This window comes from Chryseobacterium sp. YR221 (genome assembly GCF_900176315.1).
Classification (GTDB): Bacteria; Bacteroidota; Bacteroidia; order Flavobacteriales; family Weeksellaceae; genus Chryseobacterium; species Chryseobacterium rhizosphaerae.
The window spans coordinates 536,420-561,912 of sequence record NZ_FWXM01000004.1 but is presented as its reverse complement, the minus strand read 5'-3'; the positions used below and the strand labels follow the sequence as shown (position 1 = coordinate 561,912).

The following is a 25,493-nucleotide window of genomic DNA, read 5'->3' as shown; positions in this document are numbered from 1 at the left end:
TAATTTATCAATATAGCAGTCTAACAATTTAATAATGAGATTCTTCGCAATGCTCAGAATGGTAATTTACAAGTATTGGTAAACTGTTAAATTGTCAGATTGTTACATTAATTTTATTTTATTTCACTTACTCTTAAAATATCTCCGAAAACACCTCTGGCAGTAACCTGCGCTCCGGCTCCGGCTCCCATAATAACAATTGGATTTTCACCGTAGCTTTCTGTATAAATCTCAAAGATTGAATCAGAACCTTTTAACTGTCCTAATGCTGAACTTCCCGGTACGGACACCAATTTCACATCAAGCTGTCCTTTTTCTTCCTGAAGATTCCCATGCAGATCTCCTACGTAACGCAAGACATGACCGGGCTCTTGGTTTTCTTTGATATTCTGATATTCTTCATCCAGTTCTTCCAGTCTTGAGATAAATTCATTTTTCTCTACGGAAAGAAGATTTTCAGGAATTAGATTTTGAATATTAATATCCTGGAATTCGTTGATCAGATCCAGCTCTCTTGCCAAAATCAGTAATTTTCTTGCTACATCATTTCCTGAAAGGTCTTCACGCGGATCCGGTTCTGTGTATCCTTTTTCCATTGCCTCTCCTATAATTGTAGAAAACTTATCATTTCTTACAGAGAAGTTATTGAAGATATAGCTCAGCGAACCTGAGAATACACCTTTGATTCTGGTGATATTTTCTCCTGAAAGGTGTAGTAATTTGATCGTGTCAATTAACGGAAGACCCGCTCCTACATTTGTTTCATACAAATATCGTCTGTTGTTTTTACTCAACGTATATCTTAGTTTACGATATTCTTCAATAGGAAGTGTGTTGAAGATCTTATTGGAAGAAACCAGGTCAAATCCGTTTTCTGCCAGGGCATGGTAGTTTTTCACAAAATCTTTACTTGCCGTATTATCCACAACAATCAGATTTTCCAACTGATTTTCGTTAGAGAATCTGATGAGTTCCTGTACATTTGAGGAGTGCTCTGCAGTCAAAACCTCATCATTCCAATTCGCATCAAAACCTTTTTTATTGAAAGCAATCTTCTTTGAATTGGCTACTGCAACTACTTTAAGATCTATTTTCTTACGTCTTTTAATTTCTTCTGAAGATTGAAGAACCTGTTCAATGAGTGTTTTCCCCACATTCCCGTGACCGATAATAGCCAGATGAACAGTCTTTGGTTTTTTGAATATTTCAGATTCTAAAATATTTCTGGTTTTTTCGTCCTGTGAAGAGGTTACCACGATGTTTACCCTGTTTTCTCCTGATACTTGGTTTAAAAGCAATGGGAAGACATTATTTCTGGCCAGCTCAGCAAGAACTTTATTAAAATCTTCTGCTACAAATCCAAGTACAGAAACATTATTGATACTGTAGATTTGGGAAACTTTCCCTGATTTTCTTTCTGCTTCAAATTCATCGATAAGGCAAGCTACTGCTTTTTCTGCATCATTTTCCTGAACCAAAATAGAGATTCCGTTTTCTATAGCTTGTTGGGAAATCACTCCCACACTGATACGCGCTAAAGTAAGCGCTTTAAAAATTCGTCCGTCAATTCCGATTTCTCCAAGGAAATCTTCTCCTTCAAATTTAATGATTGATCTGTTCTTCAAAAATTTTATTTCGTTAGCATTTTTCATGAGTCTATAAAATATTTTTTATGATAGTATTTAATTGTTGGTATTCCATTAGGAAGGCATCATGCCCATGTATTGATTGGATCTCGTGATAAGAAACATTCTTATTTTTCTCTGTCAGTCTTTCAAAACACATTCGGATTTCAGAAGCAGGAAAGAATAAATCTGTATCAACGGAGATCATGTGCATTCGGGCCTGGATTTTCTCCAGCATAGCTTCTTCTGTATTGATATTCATTAATAGATGATTCATCAGCCTGTACGCTTTTAAACTAAATCTATCGTTTAAAGCATTTCCGTGATAAACCAGCCAGTCTTCCGATTCTAAGCGTTGTTTATCCTTATTGTATTTATTTTGAAATCTGTCATTGAGTGATTGTGGAGTCCGATAGCACAACATGGCATGGATTCTGGCTTTTTGCAGAGGTTCATCTTTATCATTCAGTAAAAATTTCTGAACAAGGCATTGTGCATGAAGCCAGTCATGAGTTTTAAAATCACAGGCGATAGGGATAAATACTTCTGCAAGATCAGGCTTCTTGGAAAGCATTTCCCAAGCAATCCCTCCTCCTAAGGAGCCTCCAATAATGGCATATAAGGTTTCGATATGTAAAATTTCCAGTCCTTTCAAAAAGATATTGGCAATATCTGAAGGAGTGAAATCTTCATAGTCTTCAATTAAAAAATTATCGTAGCCGTTTCCGGGAATATTAAAACACAGAACTGTGTACTTTTTCGTATCAACTATCTGACCGTCGCCAATTAATTGTTTCCACCAGCCTTTTTCTCCGGATACATTTGAGTTTCCGGTCAACGCATGATTGATTAAAATAATAGGTGCAGTGAACAAGTCTTTCCCGAAAAGCTCATAGCTCAACGGGATATGGTATTCCTTTTTGGAATGGGTTTGATACGAAAGATTAATATAGTTTAGTTCTGTTTTCAATTCTATTATTTTTAATACAATTGAAAATGCCACAGGAAATGGCTGAAAAGAACTTCAGTAAGTTATCTGTCCAAAATAATTTTGGTAGAACGTAGCACCTTCTTTGCTTGCACAAAGGGTTGCTAAGGTTTCATAGGGTCTAATCCCTCAACCTTTCTTGATAACATTTTCAATATTTGAATGAACGAATGGTGCAAAGGTAGTTTTTTTCTTTTAATTTCAAAAAAAAATTAATTTAATATTTTAATATCCCCATAAACACAAGTGTTTCAAGCCTATATTAAGAATTATTCAGATGATAGGAATTGGAATTACTTTTCAAAAAAACTAACTTCGTATGGAAAATGATGATATATGACCTCCGAAAAAGAAAGATTACAAGATTCCAAATGGAAAAACTGGGGACCTTACGTAAGCAACCGGCAATGGGGAAATGTACGTGAAGATTACAGCTCAAATGGAAATGCCTGGAACTTTACCAATCATAACAATGCGGAGAGCTATGCTTACCGTTGGGGAGAAGAAGGTATTGCCGGTATTTCCGATGTCAAGCAGCTGTTCTGTTTTGCATTTTCATTTTGGAACAAGAAAGATAAAATTGTAAAAGAGCGATTCTTTGGACTGAGTAATCCTCAGGGAAACCATGGTGAAGACATCAAAGAAATATTTTATTATCTGGATAATACTCCTACTCATAGCTATATGAAAATGGTTTATAAATATCCGATCAATGCATTTCCTTATGATGATCTTGTCACAGAAAACGGCAGACGCAGCAAAAAGGAACCGGAATATGAAATTTTTGATACCGGAATCTTCAACAACGATGAATATTTTGATATTTTCATTGAATACTGTAAGGCTGACCATAATGATATCTTGGCAAGGGTTACGGTATGTAACCGAAGTCAGCACGCTGCCCCTATTGTAGTAGCACCAACAGCCTGGTTCAGAAACAATTGGAAATGGGGATACAATACTTATAGAGGTGAAATGCATACTTCTCATGATGGAAGTATTAGTATTGGGCATGACAGTATTTCAATTAAAAAGCTATACTCCAGAAACGGAAATGCACAAAGTGTATTTTGTGATAATGAAACCAATACTTCTAAGCTTTATGGAGCTCCCAAAACTGAAAATACTTATTTCAAAGATGGTATTAATGATTTCATTATTCACCAGGGAGACACTGTAAATCCTGAGAGGAGGGGAACAAAAGCTTCTTTTCTGATTGACGAATTTATTGAATCCGGACAATGTAAGATTTTTGAATTCAGATTATGTCCTGATGAAACTGATGAGCCTTTTCAAAGTTTCGATGAGATCTTCAATATCCGAAAAACTGAAGCTGAAGAATTTTACCACGAAATTCAAAATGACACCACGGATGAAGATGAAAGAAATGTCCAAAGACAGGCCTTTGCCGGACTTCTCTGGAATAAACAGTTTTATCATTACAATATTGGAAAATGGCTGAAAGGTGACCCCAATTTTGAAGCCCCCAGAAACTTTAATGAATATGTAAGAAATACAGAATGGAATCATCTTCACAATAAGGACATTATTTCCATGCCCGATAAGTGGGAGTATCCGTGGTATGCTACCTGGGATCTGGCATTTCACTGCGTACCCTTGTCTATGATAGATGCAGAATTTGCCAAGGGCCAGCTTTTGCTATTGACCAAGGAATGGTATATGCATCCTAACGGACAGCTTCCTGCCTATGAATGGAATATGAGTGATGTAAATCCACCTGTACATGCATGGTCCTGCTTCAGGGTTTTTAAAATTGATGAAAAAAATAACGGAAAACCGGATCTTTTATTCCTGGAAAAGGTATTCCAGAAGCTTCTCCTGAACTTTACCTGGTGGGTGAACAGAAAGGATAAAAACGGAAAGAATATCTTCGGAGGCGGTTTCCTCGGGCTTGATAATATTGGTGCTTTTGACCGGAATATGGATTTAAAAGACGGGCAACATCTTGAACAAGCCGACGGAACGAGCTGGATGGCTATGTACGCCCTAAACATGATGCGTATTGCCATGGAGCTGGCCCAATATTACCAGGTATATGAGGATATGGCTATCAAGTTTTTTGAACATTATCTTTATATCGCAGAAGCGATGGAAAACCTTGGTGAAGGCACCAAAGGCCTGTGGAATGAGGAAGACGGTTTTTTCTATGATGTTCTTCAGCTTGGAAACGGAGACAGCGTATCTTTAAGGTTAAGAAGTATTGTAGGATTAATACCTCTTTTTGCTGTAGAAATTGTAGACCATAGATTGCTGGAAAAGATGCCGAATTTCAGAAGCAGAATGGAATGGATACTAAAAAACAAACCTGAACTCACTAAACTTGTCTCTCATTGGGATGAGGAAGGCCATGGAAGAAAGCACTTAATGAGCATCCTCCGTAAAAACAGACTGACAAAAGTTTTAACGAGAATGCTAGATGAAAAAGAATTTTTGAGTTCTTATGGGATCCGTGCCATGTCTAAAGTATATGAAGAGAATCCATTTGTATTCTCTGTTCACGGAAGGGAAAATATGGTTTATTATACTCCTGCAGAAAGTGACAGCAGAATGTTTGGAGGAAACAGCAACTGGCGTGGCCCTATCTGGTTTCCTATCAATTTTCTGATTGTAGAAAGCTTACAGCGTTTCCATTACTATTATGGAAACAGTCTTAAAGTAGAGTTTCCAACAGGAAGCGGAGATAAGAAGAATCTTGATGAAGTGGCTCAAAATATCAGCAAGAGACTTTGCTCCATCTTCTTAAAGGATGAACATGGCCAACGCGCTTTCAACGGTGGAAATCCTAAGTTTAATTATGATGAACACTTTAGAGATTATATCACCTTCTTTGAATATTTCCATGGAGACAATGGCCGTGGTGTAGGAGCTTCTCATCAGACAGGATGGACAGCTACTGTAGCCAAACTTATTAAACCCAGACTTACATTTTAAAGAAAACGCTATACTGCATAAAAAAACCGGATGAAACATCCGGTTTTTCTTATTTTTAAAGAAAATAGAATTAAATTTTATCTCCATTAACAAAAACTTCGTATCCGATTTCTACATTCGGCTCTAAAGTTTTTGATACGGAACAGTATTTTTCAAAAGATAATTCTGCCGCTTTTAATGCTTTCTTAGGATCAATTTCTCCTTCCAAAAGGAATTTTACTTTAATAGATTTAAAAGGTTTTGCATCATCTACCTGCACTCTCTCCCCTTCCACTTCTGCCTGAAAACTTTTAATATCCTGACGCTGCTTCTTCAATATAGAAACCACATCTATTCCACTGCAGCCAGCTACAGCCATCAGTACACTTTCCATTGGTGATACCCCCTTAGCTCCCGGCTGGGAAGTATTGTCCAGAAGGATAGAGTTTCCTTGGGAGTTTGTACATTCAAATAAGAAGTCGTCGTTTATTCTGTTGAGTGTTATTTTCATTGTACGGATTTATATTTCAGGTTTTTTAATATTCTTATTCAAATATAAAAAACTTTAAGGATTAAACCTTAGGCTAAGACATGATATCAACAATAGCCTGAAAAAGATTATCCGGATTTTCTGCAATCCGGTTACACATGTACAAATACCATTCATCACCATATACAATATACTGTCTGCATGAGTAGCCTTCTTTATAGGTTTCATTCAGTAGATCTTCCTGTATTCCCAGTAACATTTCAAATTCATACTTAGATTTTGGAACGTCATATTGCTCAATAAGCTCTTTAACTCTATTTTGAATTTTATTATGGTGCGTAGCAATAGAACATCTTCTGTTTTTAAGGAAAAGAGTTTCAATATAATTAATGTATAGGTCGTCTAAATGTTTTCCTCTCTCTACAGCATGTCCTGGAGGAACAGCAAAAGCACCTTTTACAATTCTTATTTTCCCTTGTGTTTCATTTAATACTCGTTCAAGATCTTTTGGAGTACGGTTTAAATAAGCCTGAAGGGTAATTCCCACATTTGAAAAATCAGGAGATATTTTACAATAGGTATTAATAATATCATCAGTTCTATCAACTCCTTCAGCGCTAATCACTATTTCAATATCTTTTTTATGAGCAGATTCCGCTAATAACACTAAATTATTATAAGCGAGATCCTTATCTATTGCAAGCCCAATATGTGATAAATCCAAAGAAACGATAGAATTAATCTTCTCTTCTTTCACCTTATTAATTAAATCAAAGAAATGTTGAGTTACCAATTCTGATTCTTCCACTGAACGGGTACTCTCCCCCATAAACTCTAGGGAAGTGGGAAGCCCTTTATCATTAATTCTTTTAGCAGTAGCTAAAGCTTCTTCCATCTTTTCACCTCCGATATATCTTTTAGCTGCTTTCAGTAGGAGTTTAAAGAGCTCAGGATTGTTAAGAATATATTCTTTTGCGCCTTCATTTAGTGCTGCTATTTTCAACAGTGCACCTGCTTTTTCTTTTAGTTCCATTTTATCTTTTTAATTTGTCTTTAAATTATTTTTATAAAATTCCTCTCGCTTTTATCTCCAAATATTTATTGATAACATCAATGTTCAAGTTTTCAGGAAGGGTATATACGGTATAAATTCCATATTTACGAAGCTCCTGAATAATTAGTTTCTTTTCAAATTCAAATTTTTCAGCGACAATCTCATCATATATTTCCTGCATATTTTCAGGATTTTTATTACTCAAAGTCTGTAGCTCTGCATTTTTAAAAAATACAACTACCAGCAAGTGATTTTTAGCAATCCCACGAAGATATTTCAGCTGACGGTTTAATCCGTCCAGCGTCTCAAAATTGGTAAAAAGTAAAATTAAGCTTCTTTGGTTGAGTGAGTATTTTACATCCTGATACAACCGGTTGAAATCACTTTCAAAAAAGTCTGTTTTAATATTGTACAGGGCTTCTGATATTTTTTTCAATTGTCCGGACTTATTATCAGCAGCAATTTTATTTTCTGCTTTTTTTGAAAAGGTCATCATTCCCGCCCGGTCCCCTTTTCTCAGAATAATATGAGACAATGCCATGGCAGCATTAATAGAATAGTCCAGCAGACTTAATCCATTGAAGGGCATTTTCATTGTTCTGCCTTTATCAATCAGTATAAAAATACGTTGCGATTTTTCATCCTGAAATTGGTTAACCATTAAACGATTGGCTTTGGACGTTGCTTTCCAGTTGATGGTTCTGATATCATCTCCAGGAACATAATCCTTGATTTGTTCAAACTCCATAGTATGTCCCAACTTTCGGACTTTCTTAATTCCTCCCAGCATAAATTCGCTCTGCAAGGCCATCAATTCATATTTTCTGAGATGGATAAAGGATGGATAGGAAGGTAAGATCGCACCCTTCTGAAAACTAAATCTTTTGGAAACCAATCCCAATGGTGAAGAGGCATATACATTCAGACTTCCAAAATGATATTCTCCTCTTTCTTTAGGTTCCAGTGCATATTGGAAAAAAGTATTTGTCCCGGAATGAATATGTTTTTCAATTAAAAAATCTCTTTTCTGAAACTGGAAAGGTATTTCATCAATAATTTTGGTAGTAATCTTAAAGCTGTAATTGTTTTTGATATCAATTTTTACAAAGTTTTCGTCGCCATTGGACAATTTCTCCGGTAATATTCTTTGAGCCTGTAATGCATTTTTCTGATTAAAGAGAAGTAGATAATCAACCATTACTGCAAGAAAACAAAGCAGCAATACCATGTGGGCAGCCCACATCAATGCCGGGAAGAAAAATGCCAAAACATACAGAACACCCACTCCAATGAGCGTAAAGAAGAAACGTGTATTGATGTATAAGTTTTTCATTTATAGGTTTCAGGTTTCAGATTATAGGTTTTAGTAAACGTTTATGAACTTTATCCCCATTGTTGTCACTGTAGAGAATTAATTAGGCCATTCAGCATTTTTGAAATTTCTATAATATCTTGATTTAATTTTAAATAATTTTCTTCAGTTAAAAAATTGAGTTTTTTTGAAATAATCAATTGCGTTTCTACTTCAGCACAACTTCCTCTTGATATCTTTAAAAATTGCAGATAATCGAGCTTACTTCTTCTTGAATTTCCTTCAGCAATATTGGATGGTATAGAAACAGCAGCTCTTCTAAGTTGTGAAATTAACCCATATATTTCATCTTTAGGAAAAGACTCTGTATTTTTGTAAATTTCAGTAACAAAATCAATAGCCTTCTGCCAAACTAAAAGGTCTTTAAAATTTGCCATATATAAATATTCTGTTCCTTGAGTTAATAGATCCTATTACCTGCTACCAAAAAGCTACTACCTATCTCGGAATTTCTATTCCCTCTAAAATTTGACGGATAATTTCATCTGCTGTAAGACCTTCCATTTCTCTTTCAGGAGAAACGATTACTCTGTGTCGTAAAACAGCATAACTTGCTTCTTTAATATCTTCAGGAGTTACAAAATCTCTTCCTCTCAATGCCGCAAATGCTTTTGAAGCTGTAAGAAGTGCCAGTGAAGCTCTTGGAGAAGCCCCCAGATATAAAAACTGGTTTTCTCTGGTATTGATGATAATTTTAGCAATGTATTCCATCAACTGTGCTTCCACAATGATTTCTTTTACCAAATGCTGATAGCTTTTCAGCTGTTCTGCTGTAATGACATGATTTACGCCTTCGGTTTTATCTTCTTTTTTACTTTCATGCTGATTCCTGATGATGGCAATTTCCTGCTCAAGATTAGGATATCCTACATTGATTTTGAATAGAAAACGGTCCAGCTGAGCTTCAGGAAGTCTGTATGTTCCCTCATGTTCTATTGGGTTTTGGGTAGCTACCACAAGGAATGGTTCATCCATTATATAGCGGGTACCATCCATTGTAATCTGTCTTTCTTCCATCACCTCAAAAAGAGCTGCCTGCGTTTTTGCCGGCGATCTGTTGATCTCATCAATTAATATGAAATTGGAGAAAATAGGTCCTTTTTTAAATTCAAATTCGGAATTTTTCACACTGAAAACCGAAGTTCCTAAAATATCGGAAGGCATAAGATCTGGTGTAAACTGAATTCTGCTGAAACCTACATCAATCGTTTTCGCCAGTAGCTTTGCCGTAATTGTTTTGGCAACTCCGGGAACACCTTCAATTAAAACATGACCGTTTGAGAGCAGAGCAGCCAAAAGATGCTCTATCATATTCTCCTGCCCTACAATTACTTTTCCAATTTCAGATTTTACTTTATCAAGACTTGCGCGAAGCTCAATCATATCTATTCTGGACTGAAACTGGTCTTCGCTTTTATTAAGGTTTATAGCGCTTTGATTTTCTATGTTTTCGTTATCAAGGTTTTCCATAATTTTTATCTTTGGTTTTTTGACAGGCTTCGTTCTATCTTAAATTGTCCGCAAGGATTTTACTTTATTTCAGGATCTCATCAAGGAGTTTATTGATCCTTGCCAGGTCTTCTTTCATGACACTTGCATAAGGATCCTGTGCTTTTTTTATAAGTACTATTGCCTCATCTATCATCTCTATTGTTTTTCCGGTTTTCAATTGCAGTTTTTTAGCAAACTCCGAATCTAATTGCTGGGTATCAATCAGCAGATCCATTCTCACTTTATTTAAAAAGTACTGGGCTTTTTTGGCCATCATATCGTGAAAATCACCTTCCTGAAGATAAAGATTTCCTATGCTTTTTACAAAATCTAAGGAGGTATTTCTCAATGGCTCTATAACGGCTACCACCCTCTGCTTTCTTTTAGCATTAAAGAAAATAAACAGGGTAAGTCCACCCAGAAGAACCCACCAGGCATATTTCAAAGCAGGATTTGATAATACAAATCTCATAAAGAATCGTGATGCTTTCGTATTGCTGGGTACAAACCAAACCGTTTCTCTATCCTGAAGATAAGAAAAAACATCCTGTGTATATTTTACATTTCCGGGTTTCAGAAGATAGTAATTGGTGAGAAAAAGTGGCTCACAGTGAGCATAGATATTTCCTTTTCCAAATTTCACTTTAATAAAATTGGCCTGATCTGTATTTTTTCTTTCTACAGTCTTACCGAGTATTTCGATCTGGGGCTTAATAAATGAAAAACCTCTTCCAGACGGAAATTTATCCAGTTTAATAAAATCATTCTGATATTTTTTATCGGTGAGCTTCAGTACATTCTCTTCTTCAAAAGAAATATCTGAGTCATAATAACCAATACTGTCTGATATTTCTTTGGGCATACTGCGTTCCATAATCAACATCGCATCAGAACCATTGGATACCTGATCCAGGATTTTCTTCCATGACTCTTTGTCGATCTTATTTTCGATGACAACAATGTTATGAATTCCTTTTTTATGCTGATTATAATACTCGTAAGGTGTCTGCTCAATTTTTTTGAGTTTATTTTTAAAGAGGTCCTTTGCTTCATTATTAAAAACAAACAGCCCAAAAGGAGATTTCTCATTAATATCGAAGTTTTTGCGCCAGTTTGTAGTTTCTTTTTTGTTAACTTCAAGCAACGCCAGAATAACCATCACAACGATGAAAATTACAGCATATATTTTGAAAGTTTTATTCATGGTTCATCTTTAATTATGGTTTAAACTCCTGATACTGGTTTTTAAATTTTCTATAGCTCTGTTCTTCAATATTGAATTCTCCATACCATACATAATCAAAGATATGGGCAAGATTTGAAAATTCATTTTTCAGATGCGGAGCTTTTAACTCCATTGTATAATCTTTATTCGTTTTTTCAGGATTCCAATTGATCAGTTTTTTATCACTTAATTTTTTAAGAATAAATAAGAACTGATAACGCACCGCAGAACGGTAATCTCCTGCATGTTCAAACTTTGCAATGCTTTCAGGAAAATTAATCTCATGGATATTTTCATGAAGCTCTTCAACATTAATATTTATTTTTTCATTCTTTCTGCCAAAAATAAAGCTTCCGTCTTTTCCGAGCATATATCTGATGATAAAGTAGAGAAGAAATCCTACCAGGATAATGGCAAATAAACGGATGAGAACCGTTGTCAGTTCCGCAGATTTGGAAAGAGCTGTTTCTCCAAAAACACTCTGTAAAAGCTGTCCAACTTTTCTCATTAGCTTCTGCCAGAAAGATTCTCTTGGTTTCGTTACAGAATAGTCATATTCTTTACCTTTATATCTTGCAGGGATATTCTCTTTGAATTCCTTTGAATACACCCTATTTTCAGATACCGGATTTTTCATCAATACAGAATCTGCACGCAGCATACTGTGGTAATGACTTGTGCTCAAAGAATCACCCAAATAATCATCCACGGGATTATTCTCCTGAGCATTAACCAATTCCAGGGACAGAAAAAACAGTATGAAAAACAAAAATTTATTCATGACTACCTATCGTGTCTATTTCTTCAAGTTCTACTTTTTGATGAAGATCTGTTCTGCTATCATAATACATCAATCCTCCATTGATATACATCAGATTGGAAAGAAAGAATGAGAGAAGCATTGAAATACCATAAAATACAAAAAAAGCGATACCTAACGCCCCGGTAAAAGGATTTTGTTCAAAGTTTGCATCCGGAGCAGTCGTAAGGATTGATCCGTAAAAAAATATCATCGGGATATAGGTAAAAAATGAAGCGACAATAGAAATAATAATAACCATCACAAACGCCGCTCCCCAATACTTCCAGTATGGAGATTTTTCACTTCCGTTCGGATAGGAAAACTGTGCCCTCATCGAGTAGCTCAAACTTTCAAAAAAACCTCTGGACGAATTAAAATAATCATACATCAGAAATGTAGTGACATTAAATATCGTGGGATACACAAGAAATATAAGAAAAAAACCAATTACAACGAATATCAGGAGATAGGAAAACCCAATCACAAACATAGCCAGCGGTGCTACAATAAAAATAATTCCAAGGCAGAGCTTCGCTATTTTTCCAGCATTATTTTTAAAGTCACTCAGAATTTCATCTGTTTTTATATGTTCCGCCCCCTGTGCAATTCTCTTCATATAGAAAACAGGAAACAGATAATTGACGATGGCCAGAATCATAAAAAGTAAAAATGTGAGTAATCCCACAGCAATCAGCATTCCTCCATTTTCTGAAAAATATTGCTCAAAATAGTAGGTATCACCGCCAAGATTGGATCCGAAAAGCTGGGAAAAAAGCTCTTTATATCCGAAAACCACCACAGTTACCATGAGAATTAACAATAAACCATTAATCAAAAGATAACTTTTGAAATAGTTTTTCCCATATAACTTGAAAAAATTGAAACTGTCACTTATAAAAGTTCCAAAATCTCTTTTTTTATAAAACTGTATCATTGATTTGGTTATTATTTTTTTTATTGACAATTGATGGATATACAAAATAGTAAAACCCAATAATTGCAAGTGAACTGAAAATAATGACTATGTTTAAAGCCAAAGGCATTTTCAAAGCATGTCTTGTCACATATCCTTCAATAATTCCTGCACAAATAGTGAATGGAATGGTACTCAAAAATATTTTAAATGAATCTTTAAATCCCCTCTTAAAAGAATTAAACCTTGAAAAAGTTCCGGGAAACAAAATAGAAGCGCCCAAAATCAATCCACACATGGCTTCTACCACCATAGCAAAAATTTCAAAGACTCCATGGAGCCATATTCCCCGTGCACTCTCTTTCAGTGCTCCATACTCGTAGAAAAAATACTGAAAAGAACCCAGCATGACACTGTTGGAAAGAAGGGCAAACAAGGTTCCCACTCCTCCTGCAATACCATACATGTATAATTTGGCACCTACCTGGATGTTATTAAAGATAATTCCTATAGTACTTCCCCATGTAGACCCGCTTTGATAGATTCCTACAGCATTATTGTTTTTTATATTTTCAATAGTTTCATTTACGTAGCTTTCTCCAAGAATAATATTTGCGAAATCTTTATCATAGATAGCAGAAAGCACACCTATCGAAGTAAACAGAATAAAAAAAAGAAAAGCATACATCAGGTATCTTCTATACTGATAAACCAATAATGGAACTTCTGTCCGGAAAAAGTAAATCAACCGGTTCTCTTCTACTCTTTTTGTTTTATAAATTTTCTGAAAAATCTGAGAAGACAAGTGGTTTAAATAAACGGTTGTATTGCTTTTGGGATAGTACGTCTGTGCAAAAGACAGGTCATTGATCAAATTAATATACAATGAAGACAGGTCATCAGGATTTTTTTTAATTTTTCCTTGAATAACCTGTTCTATTCCCAACCATTTTTCTTTATTTTGTTTAATGAAATAAACTTCTCTCATAATTGTAAAGGCTAAAATAATAAAAATTATGTCTCAAATTGCGATAAATACTTCACAAAATGTAAATATTAACTTCAATACGGCCAGTGTAGGAGAAAGAATGCTTGCATTTATTATTGACCTTTTGATAAGGGTTGCTTTTGTTGTTATCGTATTTTATACTTTTTTTAATATTTTGGATTTGGGATACCTATTGAGTGGCCTCGATCAATGGTCTGTGATGGCCGTTTATATTGTGCTTACATTTCCAACTTACATTTATCCTGTTGTGTTTGAGAGTTTAACGGAAGGTCAGACTCCAGGTAAAAAACTGATGAAAATAAGAGTGGTAAAGATTGATGGTTATCAGGCCAGCTTTGGAGATTATATGATCCGGTGGGTTTTCAGGCTCGTTGATGTGTCTTTTGCAGGAGTAGTAGGTTTGGTTTCCATGATTATCACTAAAAACAATCAGCGCCTGGGAGATATCGCTTCCGGAACAGCAGTGATTTCTTTAAAAAACAATATTAATATCTCTCATACTATTCTCGAAAATATTCACGAGGATTACATTCCTTCTTTTCCTCAGGTTATTGCATTAAGTGATAACGATATGAGAATTATTAAAGACAATTATACCAAGGCATTGAAAATAGATGACCGTCAGATCATCACTAAGCTTTCCAATAAAATCAAAAGTATTTTAAAACTGGAAATAGATGCTACCCAAATGACGGAAAGACAATTTATTAATGTAATTATTAAAGATTACAACTACTACACCGGGAAAGATACTTAACAATACGGCAATCATTAATTTGCATCTTAAGGGAATGGTCAATTTGGAAATATCCTGTAAAAATTCAGGACAGAGATTATTTTACGATTATCCATTACTTATCATCCATTACTCATACTCCCCAGTGGTGCAATTTTTGTATCTTTATTCATAAAGCCTTACATCATGAATTTTGAAAACAATAAATCCGGAAACGGCGGAGTGCTTACTTTAAACAATGAAATAAAGGAAGTAGGAAGACTTACGTATACCATTTTCCCTGAAGATCATAAACTGATTATTTCTTTCGTATTGGTTCACCCTGAATTTGAAGGAAGAGGAATGGGGAAATATCTGGTAGAAGAAGCCATCAAGTTTGCCAGAGAAAATAGCTGGCAAGTATACCCCCACTGTTCGTATGCAAGATCAGTAATGATGAGAATGAATGATGTAGATGATATTCTATTAAAGAATTAAAACATCATTTAGCAGAATATCCTCAATATCGTTTGGGTAGTGTACTTCTAAATGATGATCAGAAGCTACCCATTCCATAATTTCCTGTAGGTTTAAAACTTTAGAATTAGGAATTCCCATTTTATCTAAAGCACAGGCATTACATTCCTGCTCATATTGATTGTGAATAGGGATTACGAATAGTTTTTTATCCATAAAAAGGGCTTCAGCCGGAGTTTCAAAACCTGCATTGCATAGAATTCCCTCGCAGCCTTCAAAATATTTCAGATACTGGCTTTCGTCTATTGGAAATACTTCAACGTTTTTTACTTTAACCTGTACCTTGCTGTATTTTGAGAACACCTTCCACTCTACAGGAATTTTTCTGAGAACTTTAATAATATTTTCATCCGCAAAACTGGGAAGATAAACCAAATAATATCCCTGTTTGTAAGGATTCAGGTTTCTGATTTTCTTTCTGATAACCGGTTTCTTGATTTGAGGGTGATAGTTTTCAAAATGAAAACCTATCTTTCTTTCACTGGGAACATAATACTTCAGGATCATTTCTCCCAGAAAATCTTTCTTTTCAGGCTTTGGGGTTTCCGCAAAACTCATTGATGCCTGATGACTCAGCTCTATCATGGGCAACTTCTTTAATTTGGAAGCCCATCCCGTTAGAGGTTCATAGTCATTGATGATTAAATCATATTTAGAAAGCTCCAGTTCTTTTATTGTTTTGACTGCCTCCAGAAATTTATTCTCAGTAAACGTTTTGCGATAGGATAAACCACCCGTTTTGTTATAAAGCAGAGAAATACCTTTATGTTGGAAGTTGATGTCAAAATCAGCCTTTAATTGCGATTGATGACCACTGATAAGTGTGTCTACCGAAGCATATTTTTTAAGAATAGGAATTATTTCCTGCGCCCTGGCCACATGACCATTTCCGGTTCCTTGAAATGCATACAAAACTTTCATTTACGTGAAATTGGTTACGATTTTTAAAAGGTCAGAGTTATCCATCTCCTGAATTTCTTCAGCTTCATCATCTTTCAGCAGATGTTTATGCTCGTCGTAGTAAAAGATACTCCATTTTTTCTGATTATATTCCAATGCAGATAAATTTTCTATCCAATCACCGGAATTCAGATAGGTACAGGATCCTTTTTTAGTAACAACTTCACGAATCTGAGGCTGATGAATATGACCACAGACCACGTAGTCGTAATGATTATCTATAGCCAGTTCAGAAGCGGTAAGCTCAAAATCTCCGATATACTTTATCGCTTTTTTCACGTTATTTTTGATTTTTTTTGAAAATGAATATTTTTCTTTACCCATTTTTTCTAAAAACCAATTGACAACGTTATTGATGATAATTAAAAGATCGTATCCTTTTCCTCCAAGCTTGGCAATCCATTTGGAATGTTGAACTGATGCATCGAAAACATCACCATGAAAGATCCAGGTTTTTTTTTGGTCAATTTCCAGGCAGATTTTATTGCAGACCTTAAGTTTTCCTAATTCAAAATCAGTAAACTTGCGGAACATTTCATCATGATTGCCTGTAATATAATAGACATCTGTGTCTTTAGTAGCAAATGAAAGGATTTTTCTGATCACTTTCAAATGAGGTTTAGGGAAGTAAGACTTTTTGAATTGCCAGATATCAATGATATCACCATTCAAAACTAGCGTTTCGGGTTGGATAGAATTGAGATATCTCAACAATTCCTTAGCCTTACATCCATAAGTTCCCAAATGAACATCCGATATAACTACTAATTCAACGTTTCTTTTCATAGTTTTATACAAAGAAACTAATTGAAAGTTAACTGTATATGAATGCTATATTATTTTTTATAAAGAGTTCATCAGCTCTTCGGTCATTTTCATATTATGATAAATGTTCTGCACATCATCATCCTCTTCGAAACGGTCAAGCATCTTCATATTAGCTTTGAACTGCTCTTCGTTTACTTCTTTTGTATTGTTTGGAATTCTCTGAAGTTCTGCACTTTTAGCTTCAATTCCAAGTTCATCTAACTTGTGAGATAAAGAACCGAAATCTTCAAACGCTGTTGTAATCATTACTTCATCTTCATCTTTTTCTACATCTTCAGCTCCCCCATCGATCATTTCCATTTCGAAATCATCCCAGTCCATTTTCACTTGAGCCAGATCAAGGGTAAAGATTCCTTTTCTGTCGAAAATAAAAGCTAATTCACCATTCTTCCCAAGGTTTCCGTCAAACTTATTGAAAATAGCTCTTACATTCGCTACCGTTCTGGTTGTATTATTTGTAGTACATTCTACAAAGAAAGCAACTCCTCCTTGTCCGTAACCTTCGTAAGTGATCTCCTCGTAGTTTTCAGCATCAGCCCCACTTGCTTTTTTAATAGCTCTCTCTACATTATCTTTAGGCATATTAGCCCCTTTAGCATTCTGGATGCATCTTCTTAAGGCCGGATTAGCCTCAGGGTCTGTTCCACCTGCTTTTACAGCCAGTGCAATATCTTTACCTATTTTGGAGAATGTTTTGGCCATCTTATCCCATCTGGCCATTTTAGAAGCTTTTCTATATTCAAATGCTCTTCCCATTTTAATTTTAAATTTTCAACAAAATTAACTAAAAGTCAACAAAAAAAAAATACCTCCAATCAAATTGGAGGTATTCATTATTTAGAAAAATTAATTATTTTTTCTTTTTAGCTGGAGCTTTTTTCTTAGCTGGAGCTTTTTTAGCTTTTTTCACTACAGCTTTCTTCTCTACAACTTCTAGGTCAGACTTCTTAAGAGCGTCCCAAGCAGCACCATTTACTGCCTCAACAACTACTTTTCTGTCAACCATTCTGTCAGCATCTGAAGCTTTAGCAGAAACTTTAGCATCTCTAGAACCAACACCAGTAGATTTCAACTGACTAGCGTTAACTCCTCTAGACTCAAGAGCACCCACTACAGAAGCAGCTCTTTCTCTTGAAAGTTTCAAGTTGTAAGCAGCAGCACCTTTAGCATCTGTGTGACCAGTTACTAAGAAAGTACCGTTAGAAGATTGCTTAATGATCTTAGCAGCGTCATCTAATTTACCATTAGATTCTGGTCTGATAGTAGCCTTGTTAAAGTTGAACAAGATTCCTTTAAGAGCACCAGTAGCTTCTTCACTGATTACTTTTTCTGGCTTAGGACATCCGTTGTATTCTGGAAGACCTGGAACAGTAGGACAAGCATCATCTTTATCTAAGATACCGTCACCGTCTGTATCTGGCCAAGGACAACCGTTGTTTTCAGCAGGACCTGCTACAGTAGGACAAGCGTCATCTTTGTCGATTACACCGTCACCGTCTGTATCTGGCCAAGGACAACCATTGTTTTCAACTGGACCAGCAACATCTGGACATTGATCGTCTTTATCTGGAACTCCGTCACCGTCAGTATCAGGACATCCCTGGAATTCTGGTAAACCTGGAGTATCTGGACAAAGATCGTCTTTATCTAAGATACCATCCTTATCTCTATCTCTGTTTCCGAATCTAAATAAGATAGATGCAGAAGCTTGCCAGAAGTTAGCAACAGTAGATTTATCACCTGGAGTTGACACATAATCACCTTGGATACCAAGACCGAAGTTCTTAGTTACCCAGAAGTTAGCACCAGCACCTGTAGCTACAGTAAAGTGGTTAGCTTTACCATTCTCGTTTCCATCTTTTCCGTTTGAAACAGTTTCGATTGGGTTACCGTTATCATCTACGCTTACTCTTGGGAAAGAAAGTGCAGTATAATCATGTCTAAGGTAGTTAGCACCAACTCTTAAATATGGATCAAACCAAGATTCTTCGTTCCATAAAAGACCTGCAGCGTGAGCCTGGAAACCAAGACCTGTCATCAAGAAAAATTCTTTCCCCATGTTGAATCTTTTGTTTTCAACATTTCCAACAGAAGTTTGCCAGTCAATCACTAAACCTTTTCCAACGTTTCTAGCAACTGTTAACTTAGATAATGGAGGTGTAATAGAGAAGTTGTTCATATTGAACATACTCTTTGTCAAATTTTTAGCAGAGAACGTATTACCGAAGCTACTTCTTGCTGCTACATGGTTTTCTGCATGAGCACCAACTCCGATTAACCACGGATTGTTGGTCGTCTGCGCGAAAACAGTAGAGGCTACAGTAAGCGCCAATGCTGAAATTCCTAATTTTAGATTTTTCATAGAATTAAATGATTAAATAATTGATAATGCAAAATAAATATAATTTTTCTTTATATACAAAGTTTTTCAAATGATTTTTAACTTTTCTTTAATATTCTGTCCAGGTTCCGTTTATTTTCTCTATCTTTTATGGACTCTCTTTTATCAAAGAGTTTTTTCCCTCTACCCAACGCAATAAGCACCTTTGCTTTCCCCCTGTCAGTGATATATAATTTTAATGGAATAATTGTATTCCCTGCATCTTTTAACTTTTTTTCAAGTTTTTGCAATTCTTTTTTGTGCAAGAGCAATTTCCGTTCCCTTTTTGTTTTGTGGTTGTAAAAAGTTCCCAATTTATACTCATCAATCATCATATTAATGATGTATAACTCCCCATCAATAAACTGACAGAAGGATTCTGTAATGGATGCTTTTGAAGAACGTAAAGATTTTATTTCTGTACCCGTCAAAACCATTCCCGCTTCATATTCTTCGAGAATTTCATATTCAAATCGGGCTCTTCTATTTAATATGCTAACTGTTTTTTCAATCTTCATCATTTTAAAATTTCGTTAATGAAATATAGAAAAAATACGATACATTTAAAAACTTGACTATTATATTATTACAAAATACCCAAATTCTTTTCGTAATTTTGCGCCAAATTTACAAAACTATATGTTAACAGTATCTAACTTATCTTTACAATTCGGGAAAAGAGTTCTTTTTGACGAGGTAAATATTATGTTTACCAAAGGAAACTGCTACGGGATCATCGGAGCAAACGGTGCAGGAAAGTCTACATTCCTTAAAATATTAACAGGAAAGCAAGATCCAACAACAGGACATGTATCTCTGGAGCCGGGAAAAAGAATGTCAGTTTTAGAGCAGGATCACTTTGCTTATGATCAGTATACTGTTCTGGAAGCTGTTTTGAGAGGAAACAAAAAATTATTTGAGATAAAGGAGGAAATGGATGCGTTATACGCAAAAGAAGATTTCTCCGATGAAGACGGAATTAAGGCCGGGGAACTGGGCGTAATTTATGACGAAATGGGTGGATGGACTGCTGAATCTGATGCACAGACCATGCTTTCCAATGTAGGTGTTAAAGATGATATGCACTGGCAAATGATGAGTGAACTTGAGAACAAAGACAAAGTAAAGGTTCTTTTGGCTCAGGCTCTTTTTGGCAACCCGGATGTATTGATTCTGGATGAACCTACGAATGACCTTGATATTGATACCATTTCATGGTTAGAAGATTTCCTTGCGGATTACGAAAATACAGTAATTGTGGTTTCTCACGACCGTCACTTCCTGGATACGGTTTGTACGCACATTGGAGATTTAGATTATGCTAAACTTAACCTTTATACAGGTAACTACTCTTTCTGGTATCAGGCATCTCAGCTAGCTACAAGACAAAGAGCTCAGGCTAATAAGAAAGCGGAAGAGAAGAAAAAGGAACTTCAGGATTTCATTGCCCGATTCAGTTCAAACGTTGCTAAAGCTAAACAAGCTACAGCAAGAAAGAAAATGATCGATAAATTAAATATTGATGATATTAAACCATCTTCAAGAAGATATCCTGCTATCATTTTCGAAATGGAAAGAGAAGCCGGAGATCAGATTTTAGATGTAAAAGGTCTTGAAAAAACAAAAGACGGCGAATTATTATTCTCCAATATTGACTTAAACCTTAAGAAAGGTGATAAAGTAGCGGTACTTTCAAAAAACTCTTTAGCAATAACGGAATTTTTTGAAATTTTAGCTGGTAATACTGAAGCTGACAAAGGAGCTGTGGCTTGGGGAGTTACTACCACTCAGTCTCACATGCCTTTAGACAATACCAATTTCTTCCAGGAAGATCTTAGTTTAGTTGACTGGTTAAGACAATTCACAAAGAATGATGAAGAGCGTCATGAAGAGTTCGTAAGAGGATTCTTAGGAAGAATGCTTTTCTCAGGTGATGAAGCGTTGAAATCTTGTAAAGTACTTTCAGGAGGGGAAAAAATGAGATGTATGTTCAGCAGAATGATGCTTCAGAAAGCAAATATTCTTTTATTGGATGAACCTACAAACCACTTAGACCTTGAAAGTATTACGACATTAAACAACTCCTTATCCAACTTTAAGGGAAATATCATGTTGTCTTCTCATGACCACGAGATGCTTTCAACAGTCTGTAACAGAATCATTGAGTTGACTCCTAAAGGAATTATCGACAGAGAAATGACTTATGACGAGTATCTTGGTGATAAAAAAGTAAAAGAATTAAGAGAACAAATGTATTCTTAATCTGAAACAACACTCGTGTTGATATAAAAATACCTCAAAGTAATTCTTTGAGGTATTTTTTTTAACAATAAATAAAATAATTATTTCGTCAGTTTTGTCGTTGGAATGGAAACCGTTCCCGGATCTTTCCATAATCCGTCTTTTTCTGCTTTTTTCTTAATGGCCTGTGCTCTTTTTTCGCTATCAGGATGAGAGTTGAACATTTTTTCAAAACCGGTTTGTGTACTTCCCTGTGAAAGCAATGCTAGCTTCTTAAAAGCTGTATATGCTCCTACAACATCATATTTATTGGTCTTCATGAAGTCATATGAATAGGTATCGGCTTCAGATTCTTGTTTCTTACTGTGAGAAGCATCTAAAAATGCATTAGCCATTTTTCCAACCTGGCTATCATTAAGAGTAGCAACTTGTGAAGATGCTGAAGACGCGGCATCCAATGCAGCTGCTTTCAGATAGGCAGATTTCATAGCATCTTTTGTATCCTGATTTTTCACGTGACCGATTTCATGACCGATTACAGCTAATAATTCATTATCTGACATGATATCCATTAATGAAGAAAACACACGTACACTTCCGTCTGCACAAGCAAAAGCATTGATATCTTTCACTTTATACACCTTATAATTCAGATTCAGACCGTCCTGAGATTTGTGCTTTCCAAATAATTTATTCAATCTTACAGTATATGGATCTTTCGGTCCTGCTACTTGATTATTTTTATCCATCCAATCTACAGATTCTTTGGATAATTTGATTGCGTCTTCGTTGGTAAACGATAGAGCTTTTGCACCATTAGAAACTATTCCGGCTGCTTTTCCCAAGTTAATTTTCTGGGCATTGACAGAATACGCTGTTCCTAAAAACATTAAACATAAAGTAATTTTTTTCATAACTATTCAAAATTTGGACAGCAAATGTAGCCAATTTTTAACAACATTAATGTAAAAACTTCACTTCCCATCATTTCAGAATGCTATTTTTTTTCCTTATTTTTGTGAAATGAGTCAAAAATGGATTTATAAACCCGAACCCGATGAGGAAGTTGTGGACGGACTAAGTTCGTCACTTGGTTTTGGTACTTTTGAATCTAAGCTTCTTGTTCTAAGAGGAATTGACAATTATCAAAAGGCCAGAGAATTTTTCAAACCGAACCTTAACGATATACACAATCCTTTTTTAATGGCAGATATGCAAAAAGCTGTAGAGCGTATTGCAACCGCTATTGAGAATGGAGAAAAGATATTAGTATATGGAGACTACGATGTAGATGGAACTACAGCAGTAGCTCTGATGTATCTTTACCTCAGCAAAATTGTAGAGAAAAAATACCTGGATTATTATATTCCGGACAGAAATTCTGAAGGATATGGAATTTCTACGGAGGGAATAGACTTTGCCAAAGAGAATGGATTTTCATTGATTATTGCATTAGACTGCGGGATCAAGGCTATTGATATGATACAATATGCCAAAGATCTTGGTATTGATTTTATCATTTGTGACCATCACCTTCCCGGTGAAGAAATTCCTAATGCTGTAGCTGTTCTGGATCCTAAGAGAAATGACTGCAGGTATCCGTTCAAAGAACTTTCAGGATGTGGTGTAGGATTTAAGCTTTGCCAGGGGCTTAACACCATTTATAAACTTCCGGAAGCAGAATTATTTGAACTTACTGACCTTCTTGCTATTTCCATTGCTGCCGACATAGTATCTATGACGGGAGAAAACAGAGTACTGGCTAAAATGGGACTAAAAATTCTCAGAAAAACCAGAAATTTAGGGCTAAGATTACTCATTCCTGAAGATAAACTTTCTCATTTTGAGATTTCAAATATTGTTTTTGAAATTGCTCCTAAAATTAATGCTGCAGGGAGAATATCCCATGGTAAAGCTGCAGTAGAGCTTATGGTTTCTGACAATCTGAAGCACGCCAATCAAATTGTCAGTGATATTATGGATCTGAACGATGAAAGGCGTGAACTGGATATGAACTCTACTCTTTCTGCTTTGAATCAAATTATTGAATCCCAGCAAGAAACTAAACATACAACCATTGTTTACCATCCTGAATGGAATAAGGGAGTCATTGGTATTGTAGCTTCAAGGCTTATTGAAACCTACTATAAACCGACTTTGGTATTTACAAACGGAAACAATGGAGAAATGGTAGCTTCAGCAAGATCTGTTTCGGATTTTGATGTCCACGAAGCTCTTGATATGTGTTCTGAATATTTTCTGAAATTTGGTGGCCATCATGCGGCAGCCGGACTTTCTATGGAAAAAGATAAATTTGATGCTTTCAAGGAAAAATTTGAAAGAATTGTTTCTGAAAAGATACAGGAGCATCAAAAAGAGCCTTCCATTAGTATTGATTGTGAGATTAACATTAATGAAATCAACAGAGAGTTTATCAATTTCCACCGGAAACTGGCTCCTTTTGGACCTCATAATATGAAACCTATTTTCACCCTGACCAATCAGAAACTTGCCGGATATGTAAAGACTATGGGAAAAGATAACAATCATCTTAAGTTCTATATCAAGCAAGAGACCACAGGCCGAAATATTGAATGTGTAGGCTTCAAGTTGGGACCTTTTGCGGAAGATTTTAAACATAAAAATTTTGACCTTGCCTTCACGTTGGAAGAAAACCACTGGAAAGGCAATGTAACCCATTACCTGAATATAAAAGATGTAAAGTTTAGAGACTAATAAGTTGCAGGGATTAGATGATCAGGGAACAGAAAACCAAAATATAATAATTTCCTGCAAAACCTAAAAGAGTCTAAATACTATATTGATAATTCTATTACTATAACCTATTATCTGCGACCTGTTACTTTAAAAAATGAAAAAAATCGGTTTATTTTTCGGATCTTTTAATCCCATACATATCGGACATCTTATTCTGGCCAATTACATTTTGGAAAATTCTGATATGGATGAATTATGGTTTGTGGTAAGCCCCCAAAACCCTTTTAAAGACAAAAAATCTCTGCTGAACGATCATAACAGACTGGATATGGTACAGCTTGCGGTAAAAAACTACCCCAATATGAGAGCCTCTAATGTTGAGTTTTCTCTTCCCAAACCAAGCTATACCATTGATACCCTTACCTATCTTCATGAAAAGTATCCGGAGTATTCTTTCAGCCTTATTATGGGAGAGGATAATCTGGATAACCTTCACAAGTGGAAAAACTCTGATATCCTTATTAAAAACCATCATATTATTGTTTATCCAAGAGTTTTTGAAGGTGAAAAGAAAGATTCTGAGTATCTGCAACATGAAAATATTTCACTGATCAAAGCTCCGGTAATAGAACTTTCGGCGACAGAAATCCGAAATATGCTCAAAGACGGAAAAAATGTGAGGCCTATGCTGCCCCCTGAAGTTTTTGAATATTTGGACGGAAGCAGTTTTTATAAGTAATTTTGCAATTCAGGAAATAGATTTAGGAATTAGAGCTCAGGCTTTCATTCATTACTTATTATTCATCACTCATATCTTAAGACATGGAATTTCTCGAAAAAATTTTCTCAAAATATCCTCAGGAAAAAGTAATCAGATGGTTTAAGCAGATCTGTCTGGCTGAAGCTATTTCATGGTTTTTTCTATTCACAGCAATGACTTGGATACGTATTGATCCCGAAGGTGTATTTCCAATTGTGTACATCAGTACTATTGGCAGTATTCACGGATTTTTCTTTACACTGTACCTGATATTTTTACCTGCCATAAGAAAAATATATGAATGGGATGATGAAGACAGCGTCTTCGCATTAATTGCCGCATTTTTTCCTTTTGCCACGATTTGGATAGACAAAAAGCTGGCCCGTTTCGACAGAGAATAAATTTATTTTTCATAAAATTTTACATTTTCCTGTAACAAAATCATTGTTATGGT

General features: G+C 35.4%; 24 protein-coding genes and 1 riboswitch. Of the genes, 7 read left to right on the top strand and 17 right to left on the bottom strand.

Annotated elements, in window-relative coordinates; translation table 11 throughout:
• Positions 1–113 precede the first annotated feature (113 nt).
• Complete coding sequence (locus tag B8967_RS14955) at positions 114–1,652, bottom strand: ACT domain-containing protein (RefSeq protein ID WP_084086608.1); 1,539 nt, start codon at positions 1,650–1,652, stop codon at positions 114–116.
• Between the two features lie 4 nt (positions 1,653–1,656).
• Positions 1,657–2,595, bottom strand: coding sequence for an alpha/beta fold hydrolase (locus B8967_RS14950; RefSeq protein ID WP_084086607.1), 939 nt, complete (start codon positions 2,593–2,595; stop codon positions 1,657–1,659).
• A gap of 59 nt (positions 2,596–2,654) precedes the next feature.
• A riboswitch (SAM riboswitch) is annotated at positions 2,655–2,762 on the bottom strand.
• A gap of 187 nt (positions 2,763–2,949) precedes the next feature.
• Here B8967_RS14950 and B8967_RS14945 point away from each other — a divergent pair.
• Positions 2,950–5,565 carry an MGH1-like glycoside hydrolase domain-containing protein gene (locus B8967_RS14945; RefSeq protein ID WP_084086606.1) on the top strand — a complete coding sequence of 872 codons (2,616 nt, stop codon included), beginning with the start codon at positions 2,950–2,952 and terminating at the stop codon, positions 5,563–5,565.
• Positions 5,566–5,635: 70 nt separating this feature from the next.
• Here the strand turns inward: B8967_RS14945 and B8967_RS14940 are convergent, their stop codons facing one another.
• The 9 genes from B8967_RS14940 to B8967_RS14900 form a co-directional block, all read right to left on the bottom strand.
• Positions 5,636–6,055, bottom strand: coding sequence for an OsmC family protein (locus B8967_RS14940; RefSeq protein WP_084086605.1), 420 nt, complete (start codon positions 6,053–6,055; stop codon positions 5,636–5,638).
• A 73-nt stretch (positions 6,056–6,128) separates the two neighbouring features.
• Positions 6,129–7,067: a proline dehydrogenase family protein gene (locus tag B8967_RS14935; RefSeq protein WP_084086604.1), complete on the bottom strand. Its 939-nt coding sequence runs from the start codon at positions 7,065–7,067 to the stop codon at positions 6,129–6,131.
• Between the two features lie 31 nt (positions 7,068–7,098).
• Positions 7,099–8,421: a DUF58 domain-containing protein gene (locus B8967_RS14930; protein WP_084086603.1), complete on the bottom strand. Its 1,323-nt coding sequence runs from the start codon at positions 8,419–8,421 to the stop codon at positions 7,099–7,101.
• A 65-nt stretch (positions 8,422–8,486) separates the two neighbouring features.
• The gene (locus B8967_RS14925; protein ID WP_084086602.1) at positions 8,487–8,837 is read right to left on the bottom strand and encodes a four helix bundle protein; all 351 of its coding nucleotides are present in this window, start codon (positions 8,835–8,837) and stop codon (positions 8,487–8,489) included.
• A gap of 61 nt (positions 8,838–8,898) precedes the next feature.
• On the bottom strand, positions 8,899–9,930 hold the full coding sequence (locus tag B8967_RS14920; protein WP_084086601.1) for an AAA family ATPase: 1,032 nt from the start codon (positions 9,928–9,930) through the stop codon (positions 8,899–8,901).
• Between the two features lie 64 nt (positions 9,931–9,994).
• On the bottom strand, positions 9,995–11,155 hold the full coding sequence (locus tag B8967_RS14915) for a hypothetical protein (RefSeq protein WP_084086600.1): 1,161 nt from the start codon (positions 11,153–11,155) through the stop codon (positions 9,995–9,997).
• Between the two features lie 13 nt (positions 11,156–11,168).
• Positions 11,169–11,957, bottom strand: coding sequence for a DUF4129 domain-containing protein (locus B8967_RS14910; RefSeq protein ID WP_084086599.1), 789 nt, complete (start codon positions 11,955–11,957; stop codon positions 11,169–11,171).
• Positions 11,950–12,912: a DUF4013 domain-containing protein gene (locus B8967_RS14905; RefSeq protein ID WP_084086598.1), complete on the bottom strand. Its 963-nt coding sequence runs from the start codon at positions 12,910–12,912 to the stop codon at positions 11,950–11,952. Before B8967_RS14905 ends, B8967_RS14910 begins: the two co-directional genes overlap by 8 nt.
• On the bottom strand, positions 12,896–13,879 hold the full coding sequence (locus B8967_RS14900) for a stage II sporulation protein M (protein WP_084086597.1): 984 nt from the start codon (positions 13,877–13,879) through the stop codon (positions 12,896–12,898). The genes B8967_RS14905 and B8967_RS14900 overlap by 17 nt, the downstream gene beginning before the upstream one ends.
• A 28-nt stretch (positions 13,880–13,907) precedes the next feature.
• Here B8967_RS14900 and B8967_RS14895 point away from each other — a divergent pair, with 28 nt between their 5' ends.
• Positions 13,908–14,657, top strand: a complete 750-nt coding sequence (locus B8967_RS14895; RefSeq protein ID WP_047491563.1) for an RDD family protein — start codon at positions 13,908–13,910, stop codon at positions 14,655–14,657.
• A gap of 165 nt (positions 14,658–14,822) precedes the next feature.
• The gene (locus tag B8967_RS14890; RefSeq protein WP_084086596.1) at positions 14,823–15,113 is read left to right on the top strand and encodes a GNAT family N-acetyltransferase; all 291 of its coding nucleotides are present in this window, start codon (positions 14,823–14,825) and stop codon (positions 15,111–15,113) included.
• Here B8967_RS14890 and B8967_RS14885 read toward each other — a convergent pair.
• The 5 genes from B8967_RS14885 to smpB all read right to left on the bottom strand — a co-directional run bounded on the left by B8967_RS14885 (position 15,102) and on the right by smpB (position 19,838).
• The gene (locus B8967_RS14885) at positions 15,102–16,073 is read right to left on the bottom strand and encodes a glycosyltransferase family protein (RefSeq protein ID WP_084086595.1); all 972 of its coding nucleotides are present in this window, start codon (positions 16,071–16,073) and stop codon (positions 15,102–15,104) included. The genes B8967_RS14890 and B8967_RS14885 overlap by 12 nt on opposite strands.
• Entirely contained in the window at positions 16,074–16,898 is an 825-nt protein-coding gene (locus tag B8967_RS14880; protein ID WP_047491555.1) for a UDP-2,3-diacylglucosamine diphosphatase, read from the bottom strand.
• A 57-nt stretch (positions 16,899–16,955) separates the two neighbouring features.
• The gene (locus tag B8967_RS14875; RefSeq protein ID WP_084086594.1) at positions 16,956–17,696 is read right to left on the bottom strand and encodes a YebC/PmpR family DNA-binding transcriptional regulator; all 741 of its coding nucleotides are present in this window, start codon (positions 17,694–17,696) and stop codon (positions 16,956–16,958) included.
• 94 nt (positions 17,697–17,790) lie between these two features.
• Entirely contained in the window at positions 17,791–19,302 is a 1,512-nt protein-coding gene (locus tag B8967_RS14870) for an OmpA family protein (protein ID WP_084086593.1), read from the bottom strand.
• 77 nt (positions 19,303–19,379) lie between these two features.
• On the bottom strand, positions 19,380–19,838 hold the full coding sequence (gene smpB / locus B8967_RS14865) for an SsrA-binding protein SmpB (RefSeq protein WP_047491663.1): 459 nt from the start codon (positions 19,836–19,838) through the stop codon (positions 19,380–19,382).
• A gap of 121 nt (positions 19,839–19,959) precedes the next feature.
• Here smpB and B8967_RS14860 point away from each other — a divergent pair, with 121 nt between their 5' ends.
• Positions 19,960–21,582 carry an ABC-F family ATP-binding cassette domain-containing protein gene (locus tag B8967_RS14860; RefSeq protein ID WP_047491545.1) on the top strand — a complete coding sequence of 541 codons (1,623 nt, stop codon included), beginning with the start codon at positions 19,960–19,962 and terminating at the stop codon, positions 21,580–21,582.
• Positions 21,583–21,662: 80 nt separating this feature from the next.
• Here the strand turns inward: B8967_RS14860 and B8967_RS14855 are convergent, their stop codons facing one another.
• A complete protein-coding gene (locus B8967_RS14855) occupies positions 21,663–22,475 on the bottom strand; it encodes a M48 family metalloprotease (protein ID WP_047491542.1) in 813 nt (270 codons plus the stop codon).
• Between the two features lie 109 nt (positions 22,476–22,584).
• On the opposite strand from B8967_RS14855, the gene recJ reads away from it, so the two are divergent.
• The 3 genes from recJ (at position 22,585) to B8967_RS14840 (ending at position 25,440) form a co-directional block, all read left to right on the top strand.
• Positions 22,585–24,297, top strand: coding sequence for a single-stranded-DNA-specific exonuclease RecJ (gene recJ, locus B8967_RS14850; protein ID WP_047491540.1), 1,713 nt, complete (start codon positions 22,585–22,587; stop codon positions 24,295–24,297).
• Positions 24,298–24,433: 136 nt separating this feature from the next.
• Positions 24,434–25,018 carry a nicotinate (nicotinamide) nucleotide adenylyltransferase gene (gene nadD / locus B8967_RS14845; protein ID WP_047491538.1) on the top strand — a complete coding sequence of 195 codons (585 nt, stop codon included), beginning with the start codon at positions 24,434–24,436 and terminating at the stop codon, positions 25,016–25,018.
• Positions 25,019–25,101: 83 nt separating this feature from the next.
• On the top strand, positions 25,102–25,440 hold the full coding sequence (locus tag B8967_RS14840) for a DUF3817 domain-containing protein (protein ID WP_047491535.1): 339 nt from the start codon (positions 25,102–25,104) through the stop codon (positions 25,438–25,440).
• Positions 25,441–25,493 lie beyond the last annotated feature (53 nt).